We start from the raw sequence: 23,949 nt of genomic DNA on the forward strand, positions 1-23,949 counted from the left end.
ACTAACCCCGAAAGCCCCACACACAAAATACTTGACACGCTCTACTGTTGAGCGCAGTGTCATTTCCATACGTGAAAGATCCCGCTGAAAATGTCCCTTTACCCTAGAATTGGCGATAAATTCTAGGAACCTTCCCCACACGATTGATTGGAGGCGGCTCAATTTTTGCTGGCTGAGTTCTTCACCCAAATCTATGAAAGAGGCTTCCAACAATGGTCGCAACCGATGATTGCGACCATTGTTGGAAATGTAATGTGCTAGCTGGAGTCAAGGAGACGTGATGCGCCCAGAATCAGTTAAGAAGTAAGGCTAAAATCCAATTGGTGTGGGGTTTTAGAGAGATTGGATTTCCTCAGCTAGATCCTCCTGGTTGCGGTGGCGAAGAATAGACACCGTACGGCGCCGTGGAGCATTGGAAGAAAGCCCTAGGAAGTCATTGATAGGAGCCAGCATGTTCTGTTGATTGCTCTCCGGCTGAGCAGGATCCGTCGAGTTTTTGTCCGCAGCAAGTAGCGACTTGATGTTCTCATCCCTGATATCAATGCCCATAATGTTGTAAAGGCGGGCGAAACCTGAGAGGTCGTCACGAAGCGCAGGTGCTGGGAATACGGAGAAGGTATTGTCATCACCAAACTTCAGCCACACGCGGTCACCAACTTGTGAACCGAGCACTTCTAAGAAGCGACGAATGGTGGAGATTGCGACGTTTTTTAATTTATTGACACCGACTTGAACATCGCCGAGAGGACTGTGTAGGTCAATTTTTTCACCTATAAGAATCTCATAGTAGTTGCCAATACCGCGGGGGATACCAAAGCCGCTTCCGCGTAGGTGGTCTGAGCTAACCGTGAGCAAGAGGTGCCATTGGCCATCATGAAAATAAACACTATTGGATTCTTCAATGGAACCGCCGATGACTTCCTTGACATGATTGGCCGACTTTAAGACCTGACCTTCTATGATTTCTAGTCCATCAGCTTGGGCGTAGGCGCGGATCGAATTTTCTGCGATGCGCAGGCGCTCAGCCTGGGACAACAGGTAATCCAAGCTGACGCCCTGAGGATCCTCGCCGGCCGCAGCTGCGGTTGCGGCCTCCTCGTCAACCAGTTCGGTGATCCAGCTTGCGATGGTACGAAACTCAGGTAGATTCCAATCTGCAAGACCCCACTGATCCCCAGAAACCTTAATTATGCGAGGGTCATTTGAATATTGATTCGATGCACTTCGAGCATTGACCGCCCCCAAGTAGTCCTGGATTTCTTCCGCGGTTAGTGGCTCATCCACGATCGATAGCAGCGCAACGGCGCGAGAGTTATGCGAACCGGCATCTACAATGAGCTCATCACCGATCGGGATGACCTTTTGGTTGAGTTCACGCGCCAAATATTCATTAAGGAGGTTTTCTGTGATGCCGACCTTTTCGGCCACAGTCTTTTTCTCAGCGACGCCGTATTCATTCTTGACGCCGTGGAGCACCCGCTGGACATCAGATTCAAAATTCGGGCTAAAGACCCAGCCATCCCGGACAATCCAGGCGCCACCGACGGCCGTAAACATCTGACCGAAAGTAAAATCAAAAGGCTCAGCCTGTGAGGTCAAATCTGGGAAGCGGTCGCGCAGTATATCCAGGCGCGTCGCATGACCGATGAATCTTTCAATTTTCTCAAGAACTGCGTCATAGATTACGCCGTCTTGATTAAAATCATCACGCATTTGCTTTTCTAGCTGGCGGACACGCTCACGGGTAATCCCAAACTGTTCCCCAAGCTCATCTAGCGTCTGGTCGCCAACCCAACGCTTTTCGATGATAGCTAGTTTGCGTGCATCACCGTTCGCAGACTTGAAGAGTTCTTCCCCAGCAGTGGAAAAGACCATCCGGATAGGAGGGTAGTTTTCAAATAGCTGATCCACATCGTCGAGGTAGTGCCCCAGCCCAGAAGGAAGGTCAATAGTGTCCTTGGTAGGGACCATGTCATTTTGCAGTGCAATCCAACCAAATCCTAAGCTGATGGACTTATATTTCTCATGCAAAATAGCATCGATGCGGTCTTGTACCTCTAAGTCCACGCGGGATTCTAGGACTTCATTATGTGATGCCGCATCGTCGTAGACAGCGGAAATTGAATTATCGTCCGTGGCATAGATATCGGCAGCAAGCTCGCCCCATTCATTTGAACCTAGGCGTTGCTTAATCTCCGACTCAACAGTTTCTTGCTCACTGGCATCGATAGCAGCGTAGATGACCGAGACAATGACAGATTGCAGCTTGAGCTTGCCGACGCCCGGAGCATCACCAACCAATTCAGCCGAGGCTTCCAAAATATTGGGGTAACGCTCTTGGATACCGCGGACGACTCGGGAGCCTTCGCTGTCAATATCGACGGTTGAATTTTCATTCAAAAATGGTGATATCTTATGTATCGGCTCTGAAAAATGGTGTTTGACCCAAGCTTGCGCAATTGATCCAGGCATCGGGAGGGAATCGGATACTTCCTCAAACCACGGAAACACCTTGGCGAGTTTCTTAGATCCTTGATCAACATGCCCGAAATCAAAGTCGAAGCTGGAATTAGTATCACTATCTATTAGTGTGTTTAAAAGGGCAGCAAACTTGGTCTCATTAACAATTGGAATATTGAGTTCGCGTGCCCGCTGCGCTTTTGAATTGCGGGAGCCTGGATCTGAGGCGACTAAGACTTTGGTGTTTTTGGCCACTTCGCCAACTACTAAGCCCGCTGCGGTGGCACGCAAGTTCCATTCTTCGCGGCTGACTTCCGTGGTGCCGGTCAGAGCAATACGATCCCCGGGGGAGAGCTGCAGAGGCTCATTGAGTGGGCTCTCAGAGACCTGTTCGAGCATTTCATCAACGACTTTTGCATCAACATTCAGACTTTTTGCGACGCTCTCTAAAGTCTTGATCTCTCGTGCGGTGACCACGCCATCCATGCGTGCTTCAATGGCAAGTTGGCGGATGATTTCGCGGTGCAATGAGCGAATATCGGCGGCATCTATGCCATCGGCAGCTGCGGCAGTGTTGAGTTTATCCAGCTCTTCTGCCGTAATCGTCTTATCCGAGACTACTTCGAGCATTAGCGCGCGGTAATGCTTGAGAGATTCTCCGGTTGCCTCAGGCAGGTTTTTAACCAACTGAGACAGCCACACATTTTCTCGTTGTTTCTGTGTATCAGTGCGATGCAGATTAGCTCGTTGCAATTCAGGTTGCGATGCTGGCAATCCGGAAGGACAAATGCTCAGACCTTTATTATTGAGAATCAGATCTGAATCATTATCCACTAGCCACTTGAGGAGATCAGCAGTTGCCATAGCGCCAGATAGCGCTTGGTGCGGGTTCTTATTGATGATGCCAGCTGCAGCTAGAACTTCCTGGAACTGGGACTTGTTTAAGAATTTCTCACTAAGTACAGCGGTATCAATGATCCAGCTGCCGTAATTAGGCCAGAGAACACCTAAGCGGGAGAATTCCTGACGCATGAAGTGCTCCTCAAATGAAGCATTATGTGCAACTACCGTGCGTCCATCCAAAAGTGATGCGAATTTAGCGGAGATTCCTTCAAAGGTGGGCGCCTTTTCTAAGTCTGCAGTGGTCAGCTTATGAACAAAGGAATTAGGCACCTCGCGGTTAGGCTGGACCAAGGTATCCCACGTTTGTTCCACTTCAAGGTTGTTGTCAAGGAGTACAACACCAATCTCGACGATACGGTCGGCGGCACTGAGGCCAGTGGCTTCAAAATCAACTACGGCGAATTTATTGTGCTGCGACATGATAAAGACCTCGAGGGGTAGAAGCGAACTAAATCATGGGAGATTTAAATCACATTAACAAGGAGGAGATGCAAGAGAAAAGCCGGGAAAGGGCAGTAAAGAGGCACTCTGATGCAATATTGTGCCCTAGCATAGTTATTTCACAGTTCTCATTCAGTCAAAATAACAAATGATTATCCGCACACGTGCTAATCGGGGTGTAAATCACACCAACTGGGTGTACCTGTAGGAATGCTTTCGATCGAAAAGTGCGCTTTACCCTTCTCGGTAAAGGGAGCAAGCGCGCTAGACGTTACAGCGCTATTTTCGAGGGAACATTCACCTTATGCTTCCATGCCGCGCCAAAACACCTCAAAGGCACTCCGGCAGCGGTTAATCGTCTCAGGGCCTGAGAAGCTGCACTACGCGCTACCGTTTGGTAATACAAGGTGCCCAAAATTCCATCCAAGCAGGCCTCGAGGTCTAAGTCGGCGCAAATCGCGCCATTGGCCACGCAAGCCAGGTGTTTTTTCAGCTGGTGTAACAAAATGCCAGCTATCGTCACTATAAGTAGTGGCAATGGCAAGTCCACGCTCACAAATGTCACCAGGACAGCTAGGTTAGAAACCAGCCCAAACCCGCGCAGAATTATCATCGTGCCACAGTTAAAACCACCAGGCAGAAAAAGAATCTTTTAAGAAATTTAAGCCGTAGCGCCATAGCTGCAAGTATCAACTATGACGCTACGGCAGGGGCAAGGCGACGTTGGCGGTGGACCTTAGAGAGCGGAGATAGCATCCGCCAGATCGTCTTGGTTGCGCTGACGCAGCAGCGAGACCGTGCGCCGGCGCGGTGCATCGGGGCTTAATCCTAAAGCCTCGTTGATGGGCGCTAGGAGGTCTGCTGGGCTGATAGCAGTGTCTGCAGCTTCCTGTTGGAGAAGACGGCCAAGCTCTGGGGCGGTGATGTCCAAACCGATGTGGTTATACAGGCTCGCAAAACCAGTTAGCTCCGGTTGGAACTTTGGCGCAAGAGAAACCGCAAAGCTCCGGTCATCACCAAAAGTCAGCCAGACGCGGTCGCCGACGCCTGCGTTTAGGCTCTCAATAAAGCGACGGATAGAGGACAACCTGAGGGTGCGCAGTTTATCCGTACCCATCCGGACCGTGCCGTAGGGACTTGTCAGGTCGATTCCATCACCAAAATTAAGACCATAGTGATTGCCAACGACGCGCGGGACGTGGAAGCCACGTCCGCGCACATGATCTTTGTTTAACGTGAGCAGCAGGTGGCACTGGCCTTGGCGGAAATACACATTCTGCGAATGAGCAATCGAGCTGCCAATTGGGGTGTCGATGTCCGGTTCGCGGCGGCGAACTTGGCCATCGACAAGCTCTAGCCAATCAGATGTCGCATAGGTGCGGATGGAATTCTCATTGAGGCGCAGGCGCCCAGCCTGGGAAAGGAGATAGTCCAGGCTAACACCTTGCGGCTCGCCGCCATTTTGGGCAGCCATCGCAGCCTCTTCATCAACTTTCTCTGAAATCCAGTCGGCAATGGAAGAAAACGCTGGGATACCCCAGCTACGCAATGCCCATTGGTCACCGGAGACCCTAATTAAACGCTGATCCGCAGCGTACTGGCCGCGCGCACTTCGAAGATTCATCGTGCCCAGCCGTGCTTGAATTTCTTCCAGCGTCATCGGTTCGCCATGAATAGACAACAGCGCCACCGCGCGGGAGTTGTGGGAGCCGGCATCAATGATCAGATAATCCTTGATGGAAATAACCTTTTGGCTCAGCTCACGCGTTAGATACTCATTGAGCAAGCGTTCGCTAATGCCAGATTTTGCAAGCACATTGTGCTTGAGCGCAACCCCGTACTCATTCTTTTCTTCCTCCAACAGTTGCGCGATGTCCTCTTCGAAAGTCGGTGAGAATACCCAACCATTGCGAATGACCCAGCCACCATCAATGGCAGTAAACAGCTTGCCGTAGGTGGTATCAAACGGCTGTGCACGGTCCATCAAAAACGGGAAACGTTCTTCTAAGACATACAGCCGGATGGCACGCCCGATGAAGCGTTCAATCTTGGCTAAAACGGCATCGTAGAAGTCACGCGACTTGTTAAAATCCTCGCGTAATTCCACCTCGAGCTGGCGTACGCGCTCGCGCGTTATGCCAAATTGGTTTCCGAGGTCATCAAGGGTGGCGTCGCCGATCCATCGCTTAGCGATGATGGCGAATTTTCTTTCATCGCCCCTAGCCGCATCAATGAGCTCTTGGATGGCTTCTTCAAAAACCACGAGCAGCGGCGGATAGTTTTCAAAAAGATGCGCGACTTCGCTAACCTTGTTACTGACCTCGGGTGGCAGCGAAATGGTGCCTGGGGTGGGAATGAGGTCATTTTTCAGATCAATCCAGCCCATACCAAAGCTGAGCTACCTGTATTTCTCGTCCAAAACGCTTGCTGCATAAGCGTCCAATTCCTGCTGCGGGCTGGCATCGAAGCCATCTGCGGAAAAAGGAGTAGTGGAATAAGTGGCAGAAGCGATGTCGTAGCCGGAAGCATAGATACCCGCGGCAAGTGAATCTGTCGCAGCAGATGCTGCTGCCAGTGAAGCAGTTGCGGGCGACTTTAAAGCAGCATCATCGCGGGCGTTTTCGCTGGCGTCAAGAGCTGAGAAAACCGCAGAAACGACGATCGAGTTAAGTTTGAGCTTTCCTACGTTCGGGCACTGCGCGATCTTTTTGACCGAAAGGTGCAGGAGATCTTCGGAATGGCCATCAATCTCGCGCATGACGTGTGTGCCTTCGCGGTCGATATCGACCGTGGAAGCAGCGTCTAAAAATGGCGAGATGTCCTGCAGTGCTTGTTCAGGGTGATTATCTACCCAAGCTTGAGCAACACACGTTGGGGTGTGCACCTGACCTGCGGGACCATCAAACCATGGAAATACGCGCTGCAGCTGGAGGTGATCGATATCGTTATTTGCAAAATTCGCGTTAAAGTCCAAGCTCGAATCAATGTCGATATGAGTGCCTAAGATTTTCGCAAACTTAGATTCGGTGACCATCGGAATATTTAACCGTCGCGCAGTCTGTGCCTTAGCGCTGTCAGAATCCAAGTTAGACGCGACTAATACCTTGGTCTTGTCTGAGACTTGTTCGACAACCAGACTCGCCGAGGTAGCGCGGTGTACCCATTCTTCGCGGGGGATTTCCAAGGTGCCGGAAAACGCGACGCGGTCGCCAGGATTAAGCTCGAGAGTATGGTGCGCGTATCCCGGTTTAACTAGTTTGTCGATGACTTGCTCATCGACGTTAAGCTGCGCAGCGACCTTTTCCAGCTTGGGCAGATCATCTGCCAAGTTCACGCTGTGCAATAAAGTTTCCAGCGCTAGTTGCCGAACAACTTCACGGTGCAGGGAGCTAATGTCCGCGTCCTGGATTTCTTCATCACGCGCGGCAGCTTGCAGGCGAGCAAATTCAGCATCATCAATTTCGCGATCTGCAATGACCTCGCACAAAATATTGCGGTAGTTCTGCAAGGACGGATTATTAAACCGCGGCAAGGTCTTAACCAAGCGCAAGAGCCAGCGCTGTTCATCAGCATCAATCCCGGAACTGCGCGAGAGCGCGGCATGCGGATTAGGCAGGCCAGAAGGATAGATAAATAACTGGCCAGTGTTAAACGTAATGTCAGAATCTTGCTGCGCGAGCCATTGCAGCAGTTTTACGGTCGACATGGCATCGGAAAGTGCGGAATGCGGACGGAAATTGATGATGCCCGCGGCTTCTAAGGCTTGCTGGAGCTTGCCTGTACCTAGCAGCTGCTTGCTCAACTCTTGGGTATCATCAATCCAGTCGCCATAGGCTGGCCAGACCACCCCGAGGCGTGCGAATTCCTGGCGTAAACAGCGTTGCTCAAAAGAAGCATCGTGCGACCCGCCAACAGCGATGCAACCGTGTTAGCGATATCAGCAAAAGTAGGAGCCTGCGCAACATCTACATCCGTGATCTTGTGGACGAAAGAATTGGCAATATCGCGCTCAGGATTAATCAGGGTGTCCCAGGTCTTTTCCACCTGGAACTTGCCATCTGAAAGCACGATGCCGATTTCAACGACGCGGTCGGAGGAGCTTAAGCCCGTGGTCTCACATTCTAAACCTCCGAGGCAGGACAGTCGGATAGGGGACGGCGATTTACTATCAGCCTAGTCTGATGATGCGTCACCGAAGAGGCAAGATTTATAACGATTGCTTAACCTATCAATCGCAAAGGGGATTAATCACATTACATAGGGCTGCGGAAAGCGTGAGTTTATGCTGAGACTAACCACTTTTAAAAGAAAGGACTGTCAATGTCACAGTTAAATGATCTTCTGGGTGATGAATCGATTGATTTAAACGCCCGCGCGGCTAATTGGCGTGACGCCATCACCATAGCCGGAAAGCTTTTAGAAAGCAGCGGGGCCATTACCTCTGCCTACACTCAGGCCATGATTGAGTCTCTGGAAGTCAACGGCCCATATATCGTGGTGGCTCCCGGCTTTGCTTTTGCGCACGCGCGCCCTTCAGAGGCCGTCAAGCGAACGGCGATCTCCTGGGTCCGATTGGAAACCCCGGTCGCTTTTGGCCACGGCACCAATGACCCAGTCAACCTAGTCGTTGCACTTGCTGCGCAAGACGACAAGGCGCACACGCAGTCCATGAAGGAACTCGCGAAGCTTTTGGGTAAGAAAGATACCCGCGCCCAGCTAGATACCGTCGCTACTGCCGATGAACTCCGTGGGCTCCTAGAAGGACCTGGGGCAGCGTCGAAACAGGTAGCCGCGAATCCCCAAGGGGCACCAACAGCATCGACAAGCGATGCACCGAAGAACGCAACTGTGGAATCTAAAGGCAAAGTATTAACTGTATGCGGCAATGGCTTGGGCACCTCATTGTTTTTGAAAAACTCCCTCGATGAAGTCCTGAGCGACTGGGGCTGGGCGAAACTCATCAACGTAGAAGCCACCGATACCATCTCGGCGAAAGGCCGCGCGAAAGAAGCCGACTTCATTTTGACCTCCGGCGAAATTGCCGCCACCTTGGGCGATGTCGGCGTGCCCGTGTGGGTGATTAAAGACTTCACCTCCTTGAGTGAAATTGATGCCGCGCTACGTGAGCTGTACGCGTTGTAAAAGCCAAAGACGCTTATGACAGCGCCTACGGGTTACAAGTTCGAAAAATTAACAGAAAGACAAGACAATGGATGTAGTACTTTCCATCGCGCAATTTTTGGTCAATGAGATCCTTGCGGTGCCGGCGTACCTTATCGGTATTATTACCGCGATTGGTATGGCCGCACTGGGCAAAGGCATTGGCCAAGTTCTAGGCAGCGCGATCAAAGCCACCTTAGGCTTTTTGCTCATCGGCGCAGGTGCGGGACTGGTGACCGCATCGCTGGAGCCGTTGGGTGTGATGATTGAAGGCGCCACCGGCATGCGCGGTGTGGTGCCGACCAATGAGGCCATCGCGGGTATCGCGCAGGCCGAATACGGCAGCCAAGTAGCCTGGCTGATGATTTTAGGCTTTGCGGTGTCGTTGCTACTCGCGCGCTTTACGCCGTTAAGCTACGTCTTCTTAACTGGCCACCACGTGCTGTTTATGGCCACCATGTTGACCATCATCTTGGCGACCACCGGCTATAGCACCTGGGTCGTCGTTGTAGTGGGTGCTATCTTGCTGGGCATTTTGATGGTGTCTCTGCCTGCTATCGCACACCCTTGGACGCGCCGGATTACCGGCAATGACTCCATTGCCATTGGCCACTTTGGCACCTTAGGCTACGTTGCGGCAGCTGCGACCGGCAAAGCAGTCGGCGGCAAGAAAGCCAAGCAAAGCCCTTCGACAGAAGACTTGAAGCTGCCCGAAGGCCTGCGCTTTCTGCGCGATTCCATGGTGTCTACCGCGCTGTCGATGGCGATTATGTACATCATCTTGGCGCTGCTCTTCCTCGCCCGTGCTGGCAAAGAAGAAGCGTTTACCGCCTTTGCAGATGGTGCCACCGACGTGGGCAACTTCATCATGCAGTCAGTCACCCAAGGTCTGCAATTCGGCGTTGCCGTCGCGGTTATCCTGTTTGGTGTGCGCACCATCCTGGGTGAGCTCGTTCCCGCCTTCCAAGGCATTGCCGCCAAGGTCGTCCCGGGTGCCATTCCTGCATTGGATGCGCCAATTGTCTTCCCGTATGCCCAAAATGCGGTGCTTATCGGATTTATCTCCTCCTTCATTGGTGGTCTGACCGGCCTGGCGCTGCTAGCCGTATGGCTTAACCCCATGTTCGGCGTCGCGCTGATTCTGCCCGGACTGGTGCCACACTTCTTTACCGGCGGTGCCGCCGGTGTCTACGGCAATGCCACAGGTGGTCGCCGCGGTGCGATGCTCGGTGCCTTCGTCAACGGTCTTATCATCACCATCTTGCCCGCGTTCTTGCTCGGCGTGCTGGGCACGTTTGGCGATGCCAATACCACCTTCGGCGACGCCGACTTCGGCTGGTTTGGCATCCTCGTGGGCTGGTCCGCACAGCTAGGCGGCGCACTCGGCATTATCCTGTGCGCGCTCATCGGCATCGCCGTACTCGCCCTAGGCTGGTGGTCACAACGCAAGCTTGTCGATGCCAACTGGGACCCCACCCCTTGGCGCGAATCCCCAGCTGGTGCCGCCGAAGCTGCCGGCGACCCGAACGCTGCCACGGGCGACGGCGCAGCCAAGTCCGTCTCTTCTGGGCTCACCGCAGCGTCTGCGAAATACCCCAAGGTTGCTCCACCGCAGGGAGCGCCGGTTCCTCCGGCTCCGCAGTACTAAAAGGAGCTGCGCGGGAGAATTAGCTAGTAGACAAAGGGCGTGCCGTTGGAAAAATCCACCACGGCACGCCCTTTAGGTTTTTCGATGTGACTTGTTAGGCCCGGTCTTGGGAGCGCTTATTGAACTTCGCGTAGTGGTCGGGGTGCGCATCGCCGTAGCGGGCACGGCGGCGCCGGGAAGCCACGGTGGTGGTGTTAGTAACCACTGGTTCCTCGGATTGCTCGGGCTCAGCAGGGCTGGAAGCAACAGTGGCGGTGGCATTGTCAGCTGAGGCGTCCGTGGACTCCGTGGACTCTGTGACCTCCGTGGCGCCTGCGGCATCGGCGTTGTCGTCCTTGTCGGTGGTGCCGAGTGCTTCGAGTTCGGCTTGTTCTTTTTCGGCGCGGCGGCGCTCGCGGATTTCGGAATAGATAAACCAGCCCAAACCGATGGGAGCTAAGATGCCGAAGGCAATCCACTGATAGCCATAGGACAAGTGATTACCGCGGTCCATTGATGGCAGGGGAATGGTGTTCAGGCCGCCCGGTTGGTCATCCGAAAGCTGCACGAAGCCTGTGCTTAATCCGTCCACGCCGGTGACATCGGTGATGGTCTCAGCGTTGATGGAATACACCTGCGTGTAGCCATCGCGTTCAATCGGGGGATTGGGGTGGACGGCTTCGCCTAGACGGGCAAAGCCGTTGAGATCAACTTGGCCGCTCGGCGCGGATTCGAGGTCTTCCGGTACCGCATTGGCAGGTCCTGCTTCAATCCAGCCGCGGTTGATTAAGATGACATCCCCCTGCGTGGTCTCAAAAGGTACCAGGGATTGATAGGACGGGCCCGACGTGACCGGGCGCATGCGCAACAGAGTTTCGTCCTCATTGAGGTAGTGACCGGATAAGGTCACGCGCTTCCATTCCTCATCGGCATCCAAAGAACCGTTGTCAAAGACGTCTTGGTAGGGAATGGGGTCTTCTTCAAAGGCTGCTTCGAGCTGGTGATTGCGCTCAACAATGTCATCGTCTTTGTTGAGCTGCCAGGGTGAGAGCACCGTGATAGAGACGTATGTAAACGCAATGACAAAAAGAATGAGAAGGATCCAGCTTGGACGCAAGACGCTGGTCCACCGAGATTTTTTCTTTTTCACCTGTTCGCGCATAATGCCCCTAGTCTAGCGCTTGACTAGGTCTTTAACCCATTCCACTAATGCAGGCACGGCGGCTTCAATTTCTTGTCGTGCGCGTTCAAAATCTGCTGGGGAGCCGTAGTACGGATCTTCGACATCTGCGCCTTCGGGAGATTGCTCATCAAAAGAGCGCATCTTGTGAATACGCGTTGGGTCCACGCCTTCGGCGAGTAAGCCATCGACGTGTCCATCATCCATCGCGATAAACACATCAGCATCCATGTGCTCAGGTCCGAGCTTGGCCGCGCGGTGGCTATCGCCATCATGGCCGGCGCGGCGCAGCTCCGCAATGGCGCGCTTATCGGCCTTTTGGCCCACGTGCCAGCCGCCCAACCCGCAGGAAGACGTACGAGTGACACCGTCGAGGCCGGCGTCTTCGAAAGCCTCATGGGCAATAACTTCTGCCATCGGGGAGCGGCAAATATTTCCGGTACAGACAAAGCAAATATGTACCTGCGGCGAGGTCTCGTCCGCAGAGTGGGGAGTAGACGATGATGAGGACACGAAAGTATCGGACATATGGTCTGTGTTACCAGCATCGTGGTCAAAGAAGCAATTGGAAGTGACATATAGGATAGGAGACTATGAGCTTCGAGACATCCACCGTGGCAGATATTCGCCAAGTCCTTGACACCGCCTACCCGCCGTATCTGGCAGAAAAGTGGGATGCCGTGGGATTAATCTGTGGCGATCCCCAAGCACCCGTGCGCAAAGTAGCCTTCGCGCTCGACTGCACCCAGGCTGTGGCAGAACGAGCCGTGGAAATCGGCGCGGACATGTTGGTCATCCACCACCCGCTATTGCTGCGCGGGGTGGAATCAGTCGCGGCTGATACTCCCAAAGGCAAGGTCATCCACACTCTTATTCGCGGAGGCGTTGCACTGTTCGCCGCGCACACCAATGCTGATTCCGCGCGTCCTGGAGTCAATGACAAGCTCGCGGAGCTCGTTGGCATTACTCCAGGTCGACCGATTGTGCCCAAAGCCCCGAAGGTCATTGATAAGTGGGGTGTGCACGTGCCTGTCGATGCGCTTGGAGACGTCAAGGCTGCAGTCTTTGCCGCCGGCGCCGGCGCGATTGGGGACTATGCAGAATGCGCCTTCCAATGGGAAGGCCAGGGGCAATTTACCCCACAAGAAGGCGCCGACCCGCACACCGGAACCGTGGGACAGGCCTTTACGGATCGGGAGATGCGCGTGGAATTTGTGGCGCCATCATCGTTGCGCGGGCACATCATCGACAAGCTGCGTAAAGCGCACCCCTATGAAGAACCTGCCTTTGATGTGGTGGAAATGGCTCCGACTCATGACCTGAATACCGCTTATGGTTTAGGCCGCATTGGGGAATTGGACGAGGAGATGACGCTGCAGGAATTTACTCAACAAGTCGCCAATGCCCTTCCTGAAACCGCATGGGGTGTTCGCGCCGCCGGAGACCCTGAACAAAAGGTCAAGCGCGTCGCGGTATCCTCTGGCGCGGGCGATAGCTTCCTGGACCAGGCACGCGCACTCGGTGTGGATGTATATGTCACCTCTGATCTGCGCCACCACCCAGTTGATGAGCACCTGCGCGCCGGGGGACCAGCCGTGATTGATACGGCCCATTGGGCCAGTGAATTCCCGTGGACGCAGCAGGCTTCAGAAGTAGTTGCCGCGGGGGCTAATGTGGAGTGTGAGATTATTTCCTTGCGAACGGATCCCTGGACCATTTCTGCGCACCCGGTGGAGCGCCCAGAATAAGCCAAGTTTCTACGGCTGCAGTTCCTGCTGTTGCCACTGGCGCATGCTTGGTGGCGCGGCGAGGGTGTAGACCAGACAGAATACTGAATATTGAAGATAAAGACTTTTATAAGGAGACGACATCGATGAAGCTTGAACCGAAAAAACAACAAGTCCTGCTGGAGCTTTCTCGCACCTTGCGGCTGAGCGCCGCGGGAGCACAGGCCCCGGAGCTGCCCGAAAAGACGGAATTAGAAAAGGCAGAACAAGCTCACAAGCGCGCGCTCGATGCCGCGGCGGCTGCACAAATGGCTGTCGATGATGTCGAAAATGACATCCTGCGCATCCAGTCCGATGAGCGCAAGCTGCGCAAGCGCGAGCGCGATGATAAACAGCAGCTGTCGGCAGCCACGGATCCTGATGTGCGTCGTGAATTAGAACATGACCGCTACGCGGCGAAGTCCCGCATTGCGGATCTGATGAGTGAGCTGCAAGAAGCGCACAATGAAATCCATGCGCTGCGCAATAACCGTGACGTACACGGTGCGCGTGTCGATGACGCAGCACGCGCCGTAGAAACCGCGCGCCGGGCCTTTGAGGCAGCACAAGAATCAGAGCCGGTGGGTGCCGAACGCGATATCGATGCAGAAATCGCCGAGCTGCGCGGGCAGCTCGACGATGAAACGTTGGCGGAATTTGAACGCCAGCGCGCCGAAAATGGCGTCGGCGTCGAAGAGTTCAAAGCAGGCAAGACCTGCGGCAGCTGCTCGATGGTGCTGCCACCGGCCGAGCGCTCTGCGATTAGCAATGCGCCGAAAAATGAAATGCCACAGTGTTCTGATTGTGGTTCTTACCTGGTTCGCCCTGTCTAAAATGACACGGGCAGGACACCAGGTTTTATAGACATAGGATGAAATTTTTGAAGGTCATTATCTATGCCGATGGTGGTTCGCGCGGCAATCCCGGCGTGGCTGGCTCCGGCACGGTTATCTATGCCGCCGATGGGTCCACCATCCTGGATGAAATTGTGTACGTGGTGGGCAAAAAGTCCACCAATAACGTCGCCGAGTACCACGGGCTTTTGCGCGGTGTAGAACGCGCCGCCGAGCTAGGGGCGACCGAGGTGGAGTTTTACATGGACTCCAAGCTCGTGGTCGAACAAATCAATGGCCGCTGGAAAATCAAGCATCCCGATATGCAGCGCCTGGCCGTCGAGGCGAAGAAGATCATCAATAAGTTTGAGTCTTTTTCCCTCGACTGGGTCGCGCGTGGCAAAAACTCCGTGGCGGATAAATTATCCAATGACGCTATGGATGCCTGCGCCGCCGGCCACCCAGTAGGCATCGTCCGCAGCGAGCAGGCAGAAGAATCTGCCTCAGCCGAGCCGGCTGCAGCAGAACCGGACTCAGCAGCGGTGGATGAGACCGCAGCGCCGGATCCGCAGGACTGGATGGGTGATCGTGGCGATGTCACGCGCTTTGTGCTGCTGCGCCACGGGCAAACGCAGATGAGCGTGGATAAGAAATATTCCGGTCATACGGATGTGCAGTTAACGCCACATGGGCAAAAGCAAGCTTTGGCGGCAGCACAGGCGCTGGCTAATCGCGGGCTGTCTTTTGATGTGATTGTGTCTTCACCGCTGAAACGTTGCCAGCAAACGGCGCAAGCAGCAGCACAAGCACTGGGCATTGACGAGGTAGAAACCGTCGACGAGCTCATTGAGCTGGACTTCGGCAAGTGGGAAGGTGAATCCTTCGACGCCGTGGGCAAACACGACGGCAAGCGCTTGCAAGAATGGATGGAAGATAGCTCCGTATCCTGCCCCGATGGGGAGTCCCTGCAGCAATTGCACAAACGCGTACGCGCCGCACGCAAGCAATTACAGCAGCGCTACGCTGGGCAAACCGTCTTGGTGGTCTCACACGTCAATCCCATTAAGTCGTTTATCCGCCAAGCACTCGACGGCAACGCAGCGGTGTTTGAGAAAGTGTTTTTGGGATTGGCATCGATTAGCGATGTGGAATTTTGGTCCGATGGATCCCTGCTGCGCTGCGTAAATGATGTTGGACACTTGGGTGCGCTAGAATAAACGCTGGAATGAGTCGGCCGGGTGAACGCGGCGATTGAACTGCTCCGTTTGCCGGGGTAAGCAAAAGCCGAGGAAAGTCCGGACTTTATCGAGCACAGTGATTGCTAACAGCAACCCAGGGCAACCTGCGGGCAAGTGCAACAGAAAGTAGACCGCCGCGTGCAAGCGCGGTAAGGGTGAAACGGTGCGGTAAGAGCGCACCAGCGTCCCAAGTGATTGGGGCGGCTGGGTAAACCCCACTGAAAGCAAGGCATCATGGCCCGTTATTAGCGGGCTTGATCAGGTGTTGGAGAGCTGCTCGCTCGAACCTGAAGGTAGCCGCTTGAGGCGTGTTGGCAACGACACGTCCAGATGGATGTTCACCGCTGCGTGGGTATTGCACCTGCGCAGTACAGAATCCGGCTTATAGGCTGGCTCATTCTTTTTCATTTTCCTTTTTATGCTTTTGCCGCGCGAAAGCAGAGAAATCTGGAACAATGGGGCGGCATGAGGTTATATGCTGCGCACCTGGACTTTGACTCTATTGCCGAAGAGTTCAACATACCCACGGACTTTGATGACGCCGTGACAGAAGCAGCCGCCCAAGCCCGCGATCGGTTTCCTTCCACGCGCACGGATATGCGTGATCTCCCACTGGTAACCATTGATCCGCAAGGGTCGATGGATTTGGATCAGGCGGTATTCATCGATAAGCCTTCTGTCGGCGCTGGCTATATTGTCTACTACGCCATCGCGGATGTCGCAGCCTTTTTAGAACCCGGCGGGGTCATCGAAGAAGAGTCGTTGCGGCGCGGACAAACGATTTATCTTCCCGATGAACCTGCGCGTTTGCACCCAGCCGAGCTATCCCAGGGCGAGGCTTCTTTGCTTCCCGATGTCGACCGGCCAGCCGTGGTGTGGACTTTCCATCTGGACGCTTCCGGTGAGGTAAATAGTTTCCACGTTGAGCGGGCGTTGGTGCGCTCGCGTGCGCGACTAGATTATGACCAGGCGCATCAGGATTTGATCAGCGGTGAGCTACATTCCTCGATTGCCTTGCTGCCGGAGGTGGGCAAATTGCGCCAAGCATCCTCGTTGCGTCGACACGCGATTTCTTTGCGCCTGCCGTCCCAGCGCGTGGTGGAAGGCGACGATGGCCAGTTTGAACTGGTCATTGAACCTCGCCATGAAATCATGGACTATAACTCGGAGATTTCCCTGCTGACGGGCATGTGCGCTGGCCAGCTCATGGCCGAACACGGCGTGGGTTTCCTGCGCACACTGCCGGCTGCGACTGAGGAATCTGAGCAGGCATTCCTCCAAGGCGTTGCCGCGCTGGGCTATGAGGTGGGCGAGCAGAGTATCTCGGAATTTCTCTTGTCCATTAACGCCGATGACCCGCGCGGCATGGCTGCCATGCGCTTGGCACAAAAGCTGCTGCGCGGTGCGGACTATGTCTGGCTGGGCGATGACGACGCCGAGATCCATGCGGGCATTGGCGGCTACTATGCCCATGTCACCGCGCCCTTGCGCCGCTTAGTTGACCGTTTCGCCTCCGAGGTGTGCCTGGCATTATGCGCCGGCGAAGAGATCCCTGCCTGGGTGACAGACAAAGCCGATGAAGTCATTGCGACCATGCGGCGTACCTCGCAGCTAGCCTCCCAAGTGGATAAGGCCGTGCTCAACTGGGTAGAGGCCAAAGTCCTGCAACCCTGGGTGGGGCATAACTTTGAAGCAATCGTGCTCTCCCGCGATGAGGAGAAAGATACCGCCTCCGTCTTTGTCGCGGACCCACCCGTGCTTGCCGATGTCATCGGCGCCCCACCCCAGGGCAAAAGCGTGAAGGTCTCGCTCATTACCGCTGACCCCGATAAACGCGAGGTTAAATTCGCGTGGCCAGCGGATTAGATAATTTAAGCGGGACTATTCGGACGTGGGCTCGATAGCTGCTTCGGTGCCGTGATCAATCGGTACAACGATGAGGCCATCGGCCGCGAAATCGGCTGCGAAGTTTTCTGCGCGCTCGCGGGGGACAAAGGTCAACACGGCATTGGACGTGCCAGCAGAAGCAGCACGGGCTGACAATGCGCGGCGGGCAAGCGCTAGCTCACTGAGTGCTTCGGCGTTGTCGAGGCCATAGTGGGTGACTAGGTCTTGTTGGGATAGCGCTAGGATTCCGCCCAACTCATTCCACGCGCCGGAGCGCAGGGCACGTGCGACCTGATGGGTGCGCTGGGTTTCTGCGTCATAAAATTGCAGCCAGCCAGAAGCCTCTGCCACGGTTGGCTGACCTGCCGAACCGTGTACCTTGTGCACCGCGTTGAGCCAATCAATCACGCGCTCAGGGGCATCGGGAAGCAAGCGCAGCGACTCGGCACCAAAAGCGTGGCTGGCATTATCGATGAAGTGCTTGCGGGATTGAATATGCTCGCTTTGATCTGGTGCTTCCGTGCCGTCAGGAAAGAGAATAAATGCCCGGAAAGTACCAGCCACTGGGGCTGCGGCCTTCGTTACGGAGTTATCTGCGTAGTCAATAATGCTCACCGATCCTGCCTCGGTGCGCAGCGCCGCGGTATGGCGCGCACGCAGCGACGGCAGCGAGGAGAAGGTATCAACTGCTTGGGTGCACACTTCTGCGATGCGCGCACGCAATGGATGGTCCAAATCTGACCCCTCAGGCATCATCGCGAGTGCGACTGCGACATCGGCGGCGGATAGCGCACCCATGCCTGCTTCCAAGGGGATATCGGAGACTAAGGTGACATCGGCGCCGGCAGTTTCCCGGGAGAGCAGCTGGCGGTTAATCATGGTCCAAATAACGCCACCAATGCGCGCAGCCCACGAACCTTGCGGTGACGGGGGAGTAACCGGACGGCCTTGCTCGTCGATGCTTGGTTGCTGCTGCGCGTATCGCTCCGCCAGCTCATCGAGCGTGATGGAATCATCGATCTGCTGCTCGCCATTGGCAGTGGTGGCTAACACGCGTACCTGGATGGTGCCATCGGTGCGCGGGGATACTGCCGCCGCCGTGCGCAGGTCTGAAATACCCATGACGACGATGCCGCCGAAGTGATCCGCGTGCTCGCCAGCGATCGACCACGTGCCGGGGGCGCTGGCAACCGCTTGTGCAGGTACTCCTGCGTGTGCGGTATGAGCTTCCCTGACACGGGTGGAAGCTGAAGTAGTAGGTGCGGGCCACATCGGCATGCTGATCGGGCTCCTTGCATGGGGGTAAATAATGGATTGGGTCGAGCTAACTACCTTAATAGTTTAGCGGGCGCGATAAATTCCGCGGCGGTAGTGTGGGAAAGCATAAGCCATAGCAAGGCTTTTTAACGATCGAGAAACTTATTTAAGGAGATGCTCATGGCCACAGAAGAAAGCCAATGGTACTTTGACCCATCAACCGGTACCGTATCCCAAGGCAAGCAGGCTGGCTGGGAAAACCGCATGGGCCCTTATGACTCGGAAGCCGAAGCTCGTGCGGCACTAGAAATCGCCGCTGCCCGCAATAAAGCAGCCGATAACGAAGACGAAAAAGAAGATGATTGGGGCCAGACTCCGTCGTGGGAGAAATAACCCTTTAATCACTAGACCCACACAAAGTTCCTTTCACTCGCTGCTCATTCTTATGGCAAGTGAAAGGAACTTTGTGCTGTGAAGCGATAGGGAAGTTATTTATCCATCTGCTTTTTCAGCGGCTTAAACGCTTCGTTGATGGCTTTCATCGCGCTTTCATAATCTTTCAAGGCTTCCAGCCCAATGGCACGCTCGCGCTGGTACAACAAGCCGTAGCCAAAGGTGTCTTCTCCGCGCCGGCGCGCTGAGGTAGCCAAGTGCAGCAGCTTGTCACGTGAGGTAACCGAATCTTGGAAATCACCGAGGACTGACTGCATCTTCTTGCACGCTGCATAAAGCCCCTTGGTCTTGAGCTTCGTGGCGGACCCAGCGGCCTCGGCGGCATAGCGCAACTTCTTCGCAGCCTTGCGCATATCGTGATAGTAATCTTCGCGCTCATGCAGCGTGAGCTTGTCATTATCCCAATTTTTCGTGGCCTTCTTATGACGCTTGAGCAACTTCGTATAAGCCTGATGCAGATGCGCTGCTAGCACCTGCTCCATTTCTTTGGAGGCCTTCTTTGCCGCGCGCTTGGCCGCCGCTTTTTCTTCTTTCTTGCTCTTGCGCGCCGGCTCGGCTTCGTCGGCTTCGTCAGGCTGTTCCGACTTATCCGACTCGTCAGTTCCAGCCGCGTCGGCAGCGTCTTCCTCTTCTTCCGAGGCTTCAGCTACCTGGTTTGAGGAGGAATCGATATCAGACGTGGTGATTTCAGTGGCCGCGCTTGCATCCGCTTCGCCCTCGGCAGATTCGTCTGTATCAACTGCCGCTTCGCCCTCGGCAGCTTCGCCTGCGGCGGGAACCGCTTCGGGGAACTCGCCCTCTGGTGAGCTTACGGGTGGGTTGGCTAGTAATTCATCGAGAGAATCCAGCAGTTCTAGGTAGCGGTCAGAATTTAATGCGGCGACGACTTTGCGGTGGGCGCGGGCATATTCTTTGCCCATGTCGTTGGCGATATGGCCACGGGTGGTGTCATCTAAGGTGTCGGAGTCTTCGGCTGCCAATAGAGACTGCCAGCGTTCTTCGACTACTTCGGCATCTCGAGCTACGCCGAGAATGCTAGCGAGCAACTTAAGCTCGGCTTCAATGTGTTTAATTTCGGGGCCGCCAATGATGCCATGGAAGGTTTCCATGTGACTGCGCAACTCACGGGTGGCTACCCGCATCTGGTGGATTGAATCCCATTCATCGGCGCGTACCTTCGGATCATAGGCCACGAGCTTGTCCCGGTTGGCGGCCAAAGCTTTGACCACGGCTGCCGCTGGTGATTTCTTATCCACATCGGCAGTGCGCATCGAGGCCGGCAGGGGAGCGTTTTCAATAGAATCGCCCAGGGCCGAGGCCAGCTTGGAAGGAGACGCAGAAACGCGTGCGCCAGCCGCAATGAATTGTTGCGTGGCGGAGTGGATGAAATCCGTACCTTCGTCGGTACCGGGCAAATCACCTGCTAATTCAATTTCCCATTCGCGCCAGGAGGTCTGTTGACCACCGGGTAGTAAGGACCACGCGGTGACGTTATCGTCGCAAAATTCCGCGCGCGGGTTGCCATCGGCATCGACTAGGACTTGCTCGGTGCGTTGGTTATCCACCTGGGCAATGGGTTGAACTGGGTGGTTACGGATAATGCTGCGTACATTCGCCAGCAAATGCTGCGGGACGGTGTATACACCATCGACCGGGTCTTGTAACTCGGCGTGAAGCTCAGTTCGTCCGAGGTCGCTGGGAAGCTTGATATGCCAGCCATCATCATGACCGCCGGTGCGCCTGCGCAAGGTCACCTTGGCGCGGGTTAGGCGCAGGTCTTTCGTGTCATAGTAAATGGCGGACAGGGATTCGCTGCGCGTTTCCCCGATATCTGCCACGCCCGGTAGTTCAGTAATTTCTGGGGCGGGAAGGGATCGCGAGACAGAAAACTTGGCTTCAACTTCCAAAAATGACTGAGCTTGCTGCGCTGACATTAACCCACCTACTACCTAGTTGCATTGTTTTATAAACCTGATTGTTTCCTGCACCAAGCTTACCTTGTCTTATGCCTTCTGGATTGTCTCCGCAGTGAAAATTGTCACCGCGAGGTCACAGGGATATACGCAGGTAGAAGTCGGCTTCTGCCTGCGCTGGTGTTAAGAGGCGAGCTGGTTACGCCCGGTGTGGATGCCGGATTTATCGCCGCCTAAATGTGAGCGCTCTGCAGCATCGACGCCGTCGATAATGCCGCGCATGTGGTTCATGGATAAATTCATGCTCGATAGGTTGGGAAAAAGATCATGCAAGGCGTCTTCTGCTTGAGTTTGTCGGCGCGCTAGCGCTGGCAAAGCCCGTGAGGTAATCGCATACGAGCGCTGCTCCGAGTCGTCATTATCCTGATTCGCGGCAGCGTTAGCAGTGGCTGCATCGTGGGCCTGTGCTGCTGTGACATTGGCGTCGTGGAGTAGTTCTCTGATCTTGGAGGCATACGCCAGAATGAAGCTGCGGCGATAGGATGCAGTCTCCCCATCCTCGGCAGCTAGCTTGGCGCCGTCGGAATTTTTCATAAACCAGGCGCGTTGGCGGTTCAGCGAGTGGAATAGGTCAACGATGTGCTCGGCATCATCGCGGGTGGCCATGACGGTGCAAATGCCGAAATCAGACAGCAAGACTGCGGTCCCGCCATTTGCATAGGCGACCGAAGATAATAGCGATAATTGGTGCTTGACCCAGGGAGCGGAAATGCGCACGCGCAGCGCGATGACTTCCTCCAATGAATTTTCTAACTCTTCCAGCACAGAGTCGATTCGGTATTGCTGGCGTAATTTTTGTGCCTTGGCAATGAGAGCATCTGCTTCGTCTTCGAATTGGGTGGATTCGGCCTTGGCGAGTAGTCCTTGAATCTTGTCGTGCATCTTCTTTTGCTTCGGGTCTTTAAAATGTGGCTGCACCGTGGAGATCACCTCGGCATCACGTAGAAAAGGCAGCCGGTAAATCTTGGTCATCCACGAGGTCACGGTGCGCTCAGTAATGGTGCTGGCTAAAGAAAGCTCCATGTCGGTAGGGCGAAAGCTGAGCCAGGCTTGGCGGATTTTTACCACATCGGTGCGCGCTGGGACTTGTGGCGCGGCCTTTTCTAACACCGCACAGGAGGCGGGGCCTAGAACATGTTTTAAATCCTCTGGTGTCCAGCCGCGTTGGGCAACGGTGACGATGTCGTGAATTAAGGTGCGGACTAAATACGGGTCGAGGTGATGGAGTCGGTTCACAGCTATATTCCTTGTCTAATTTTTAAAAACCTAGGTGGTTACTAGCTATTTAGACTGCCGGGAAGCCATAAAGGTTCACGGTTGTTGCCGTGGCGTGGTGGCGCTGGCGGTTGGGTCAACACGAGGGTTTCCCACAACTTGGATGGGTAGTTTCTACTAAGGTCAAAACCATGAGTAGCCAACACGAATTCGTCCTGCGCACCGTTGAAGAACGCGATATTCGCTTTATTCGATTGTGGTTTACAGACCTCATGGGCGGATTGAAATCAGTGGTGATGAGCCCCTCGGAGCTGGAATCAGCATTTGATGAAGGCGTGGGCTTTGACGGCTCGTCGATTGAGGGCTTTTCGCGTATTTCGGAATCCGACAATATCGCGATGCCGGATCCCTCCACGTTCCAGGTGTTGCCCTTTGAGCAGGCCGTGCCGGATATGCAGGCTGCACGCATGTTTTGTGATGTCATCATGCCGGATGGTCAGCCCTCATTAATTGACCCGCGCCATATCCTTCGGCGCCAGGTACAAGCAGCGGCTGCCGATGGCTTTACCTGCATGGCCTCACCTGAAATTGAGTTCTTCCTGCTCAAGCAGACGGAAGATTTAGAAAACCTGCAGCCGACAGATAATGGCGGCTACTTCGATCAGGCAACGCACAATGACGTGCCGCTATTTCGTCGGGAAGCAATCCTGGCCTTGGAATCTATGGGCATTGCCACGGAGTTCTCGCATCATGAAACCGCGCCGGGCCAACAAGAAATTGACCTACGCCACGCCGATGTCATGAGCATGGCCGATAACATCATGACCTTCCGCTACATCATCAAACAGGTCGCGGTGCGCCAGGGTGTGAGTGCGACTTTCATGCCGAAGCCTTTTGAGCAGTGGTCGGGCTCCGGCATGCACACGCATTTGTCATTATTTGAAGGCGAATCCAATGCCTTCCATGATCCAGATGATGAATTTTCCTTATCGGATACCGCGAAGCAATTTATCGCCGGCATCTTGGAACACGCGCCGGAATTTACGGCAATTACCAACCAGTGGTCCAATTCCTATAAGCGCCTGCAATTTGGCAATGAGGCTCCCGGCACCGCGACGTGGGGAGTGTCCAATCGCTCCGCCATGGTGCGAGTGCCTACCTATCGCCTCGGCAAAGAAGAATCCCGCCGGGTGGAAATTCGCTCCGTCGACGCCGGCGTGAATCCCTACCTGGGTTATGCGGTGCTATTGGCAGCAGGGCTCAAAGGCATCCGCGAAGGCTACGAACTAGGGGATCCGGCAGAAGACGATGTGCATTCGCTCACCCGTCGCGAGCGCCGGGCCATGGGGTATAAGGACTTGCCAACCTCGCTCGATCACAGCCTGCGCATGTTAGAAGGCTCCGATTTCATGGCGGAGGTCTTAGGCGAGCATGTCTTTGAATTCTTCTTGCGCGCGAAGTGGGATGAGTGGCACAACTACCAAAAGCAGATCACCACGTATGAATTGGCCAATAACCTCAATTTATAAACGCACCATCGATAGGAGGATAAATCT

The 23,949-nt window shown here is 54.7% G+C and carries 17 protein-coding genes and 1 other RNA gene; 9 read left to right on the plus strand and 9 right to left on the minus strand.

Annotation, left to right across the window (positions count from 1 at the left end):
• Positions 1 to 333: 333 nt before the first annotated feature.
• From CAMM_RS04615 to CAMM_RS13100, 4 genes are all read right to left on the minus strand, one after another.
• Positions 334 to 3,783, minus strand: coding sequence for an exonuclease domain-containing protein (locus CAMM_RS04615; RefSeq protein ID WP_003849110.1), 3,450 nt, complete (start codon positions 3,781 to 3,783; stop codon positions 334 to 336).
• Positions 3,784 to 4,540: 757 nt separating this feature from the next.
• The gene (locus CAMM_RS13090) at positions 4,541 to 6,190 is read right to left on the minus strand and encodes a sigma factor-like helix-turn-helix DNA-binding protein (protein ID WP_003849107.1); all 1,650 of its coding nucleotides are present in this window, start codon (positions 6,188 to 6,190) and stop codon (positions 4,541 to 4,543) included.
• Positions 6,191 to 6,202: 12 nt separating this feature from the next.
• Positions 6,203 to 7,651 carry a hypothetical protein gene (locus CAMM_RS13095; RefSeq protein ID WP_040356272.1) on the minus strand — a complete coding sequence of 483 codons (1,449 nt, stop codon included), beginning with the start codon at positions 7,649 to 7,651 and terminating at the stop codon, positions 6,203 to 6,205.
• Entirely contained in the window at positions 7,603 to 7,872 is a 270-nt protein-coding gene (locus CAMM_RS13100; RefSeq protein WP_003849103.1) for a hypothetical protein, read from the minus strand. Before CAMM_RS13100 ends, CAMM_RS13095 begins: the two co-directional genes overlap by 49 nt.
• Before the next feature lie 252 nt (positions 7,873 to 8,124).
• Here CAMM_RS13100 and CAMM_RS04630 point away from each other — a divergent pair, with 252 nt between their 5' ends.
• Positions 8,125 to 8,946, plus strand: coding sequence for a PTS sugar transporter subunit IIAB (locus CAMM_RS04630; protein ID WP_003849101.1), 822 nt, complete (start codon positions 8,125 to 8,127; stop codon positions 8,944 to 8,946).
• A 67-nt stretch (positions 8,947 to 9,013) separates the two neighbouring features.
• The gene (locus tag CAMM_RS04635) at positions 9,014 to 10,612 is read left to right on the plus strand and encodes a PTS ascorbate transporter subunit IIC (protein WP_003849100.1); all 1,599 of its coding nucleotides are present in this window, start codon (positions 9,014 to 9,016) and stop codon (positions 10,610 to 10,612) included.
• A gap of 94 nt (positions 10,613 to 10,706) precedes the next feature.
• Here CAMM_RS04635 and CAMM_RS04640 read toward each other — a convergent pair whose 3' ends face one another.
• A complete protein-coding gene (locus CAMM_RS04640) occupies positions 10,707 to 11,753 on the minus strand; it encodes an SURF1 family cytochrome oxidase biogenesis protein (RefSeq protein ID WP_003849098.1) in 1,047 nt (348 codons plus the stop codon).
• A 12-nt stretch (positions 11,754 to 11,765) separates the two neighbouring features.
• On the minus strand, positions 11,766 to 12,299 hold the full coding sequence (locus tag CAMM_RS04645; protein ID WP_077715796.1) for a low molecular weight protein-tyrosine-phosphatase: 534 nt from the start codon (positions 12,297 to 12,299) through the stop codon (positions 11,766 to 11,768).
• A gap of 65 nt (positions 12,300 to 12,364) precedes the next feature.
• Here CAMM_RS04645 and CAMM_RS04650 point away from each other — a divergent pair, with 65 nt between their 5' ends.
• From CAMM_RS04650 to CAMM_RS04670, 5 genes are all read left to right on the plus strand, one after another.
• Positions 12,365 to 13,519 carry a Nif3-like dinuclear metal center hexameric protein gene (locus CAMM_RS04650; protein WP_003849095.1) on the plus strand — a complete coding sequence of 385 codons (1,155 nt, stop codon included), beginning with the start codon at positions 12,365 to 12,367 and terminating at the stop codon, positions 13,517 to 13,519.
• A gap of 125 nt (positions 13,520 to 13,644) precedes the next feature.
• Positions 13,645 to 14,370 (plus strand): zinc ribbon domain-containing protein, encoded by a 726-nt coding sequence (locus CAMM_RS04655; protein WP_003849092.1) that lies wholly within the window; start codon positions 13,645 to 13,647, stop codon positions 14,368 to 14,370.
• 47 nt (positions 14,371 to 14,417) lie between these two features.
• Positions 14,418 to 15,587 carry a bifunctional RNase H/acid phosphatase gene (locus tag CAMM_RS04660; RefSeq protein ID WP_040356414.1) on the plus strand — a complete coding sequence of 390 codons (1,170 nt, stop codon included), beginning with the start codon at positions 14,418 to 14,420 and terminating at the stop codon, positions 15,585 to 15,587.
• A 9-nt stretch (positions 15,588 to 15,596) separates the two neighbouring features.
• An RNA gene (gene rnpB / locus CAMM_RS04665) (RNase P RNA component class A) lies at positions 15,597 to 16,009 on the plus strand.
• Between the two features lie 64 nt (positions 16,010 to 16,073).
• A complete protein-coding gene (locus CAMM_RS04670) occupies positions 16,074 to 17,474 on the plus strand; it encodes a ribonuclease catalytic domain-containing protein (RefSeq protein WP_040356413.1) in 1,401 nt (466 codons plus the stop codon).
• Between the two features lie 15 nt (positions 17,475 to 17,489).
• On the opposite strand, the gene CAMM_RS04675 is transcribed toward CAMM_RS04670, so the two are convergent.
• On the minus strand, positions 17,490 to 18,773 hold the full coding sequence (locus tag CAMM_RS04675; RefSeq protein ID WP_003849089.1) for a galactokinase family protein: 1,284 nt from the start codon (positions 18,771 to 18,773) through the stop codon (positions 17,490 to 17,492).
• Positions 18,774 to 18,932: 159 nt separating this feature from the next.
• On the opposite strand from CAMM_RS04675, the gene CAMM_RS04680 reads away from it, so the two are divergent.
• Positions 18,933 to 19,145 (plus strand): hypothetical protein, encoded by a 213-nt coding sequence (locus CAMM_RS04680; protein ID WP_040356269.1) that lies wholly within the window; start codon positions 18,933 to 18,935, stop codon positions 19,143 to 19,145.
• A gap of 95 nt (positions 19,146 to 19,240) precedes the next feature.
• On the opposite strand, the gene CAMM_RS04685 is transcribed toward CAMM_RS04680, so the two are convergent.
• Together CAMM_RS04685 and CAMM_RS04690 are read right to left on the minus strand one after the other, a co-directional pair.
• Entirely contained in the window at positions 19,241 to 21,139 is a 1,899-nt protein-coding gene (locus tag CAMM_RS04685) for a CYTH and CHAD domain-containing protein (RefSeq protein ID WP_003849086.1), read from the minus strand.
• A 162-nt stretch (positions 21,140 to 21,301) separates the two neighbouring features.
• Complete coding sequence (locus CAMM_RS04690) at positions 21,302 to 22,414, minus strand: DUF2786 domain-containing protein (protein ID WP_003849082.1); 1,113 nt, start codon at positions 22,412 to 22,414, stop codon at positions 21,302 to 21,304.
• Positions 22,415 to 22,584: 170 nt separating this feature from the next.
• Between CAMM_RS04690 and CAMM_RS04695 the strand changes: the two genes are divergently transcribed.
• Positions 22,585 to 23,922, plus strand: coding sequence for a glutamine synthetase family protein (locus tag CAMM_RS04695; protein ID WP_003849079.1), 1,338 nt, complete (start codon positions 22,585 to 22,587; stop codon positions 23,920 to 23,922).
• Positions 23,923 to 23,949 lie beyond the last annotated feature (27 nt).

Origin of the sequence: Corynebacterium ammoniagenes DSM 20306 (genome assembly GCF_001941425.1) — a bacterium.
Taxonomy (GTDB): domain Bacteria; phylum Actinomycetota; class Actinomycetes; order Mycobacteriales; family Mycobacteriaceae; genus Corynebacterium; species Corynebacterium ammoniagenes.

Excerpts from the sequence above, each read along its gene's own strand:
- CAMM_RS04615 (WP_003849110.1), bottom strand. The coding sequence starts at position 3,783 with ATGTCGCAGCACAATAAATTCGCCGTAGTTGATTTTGAAGCCACTGGC.
- CAMM_RS04680 (WP_040356269.1), top strand. The coding sequence starts at position 18,933 with ATGGCCACAGAAGAAAGCCAATGGTACTTTGACCCATCAACCGGTACC.
- CAMM_RS04675 (WP_003849089.1), bottom strand. The coding sequence starts at position 18,773 with ATGCCGATGTGGCCCGCACCTACTACTTCAGCTTCCACCCGTGTCAGG.
- CAMM_RS04655 (WP_003849092.1), top strand. The coding sequence starts at position 13,645 with ATGAAGCTTGAACCGAAAAAACAACAAGTCCTGCTGGAGCTTTCTCGC.
- CAMM_RS04650 (WP_003849095.1), top strand. The coding sequence starts at position 12,365 with ATGAGCTTCGAGACATCCACCGTGGCAGATATTCGCCAAGTCCTTGAC.
- CAMM_RS04640 (WP_003849098.1), bottom strand. The coding sequence starts at position 11,753 with ATGCGCGAACAGGTGAAAAAGAAAAAATCTCGGTGGACCAGCGTCTTG.
- CAMM_RS04670 (WP_040356413.1), top strand. The coding sequence starts at position 16,074 with ATGAGGTTATATGCTGCGCACCTGGACTTTGACTCTATTGCCGAAGAG.
- CAMM_RS04645 (WP_077715796.1), bottom strand. The coding sequence starts at position 12,299 with ATGTCCGATACTTTCGTGTCCTCATCATCGTCTACTCCCCACTCTGCG.
- CAMM_RS04635 (WP_003849100.1), top strand. The coding sequence starts at position 9,014 with ATGGATGTAGTACTTTCCATCGCGCAATTTTTGGTCAATGAGATCCTT.
- CAMM_RS04685 (WP_003849086.1), bottom strand. The coding sequence starts at position 21,139 with ATGTCAGCGCAGCAAGCTCAGTCATTTTTGGAAGTTGAAGCCAAGTTT.
- CAMM_RS04630 (WP_003849101.1), top strand. The coding sequence starts at position 8,125 with ATGTCACAGTTAAATGATCTTCTGGGTGATGAATCGATTGATTTAAAC.
- CAMM_RS13090 (WP_003849107.1), bottom strand. The coding sequence starts at position 6,190 with ATGGGCTGGATTGATCTGAAAAATGACCTCATTCCCACCCCAGGCACC.
- CAMM_RS04695 (WP_003849079.1), top strand. The coding sequence starts at position 22,585 with ATGAGTAGCCAACACGAATTCGTCCTGCGCACCGTTGAAGAACGCGAT.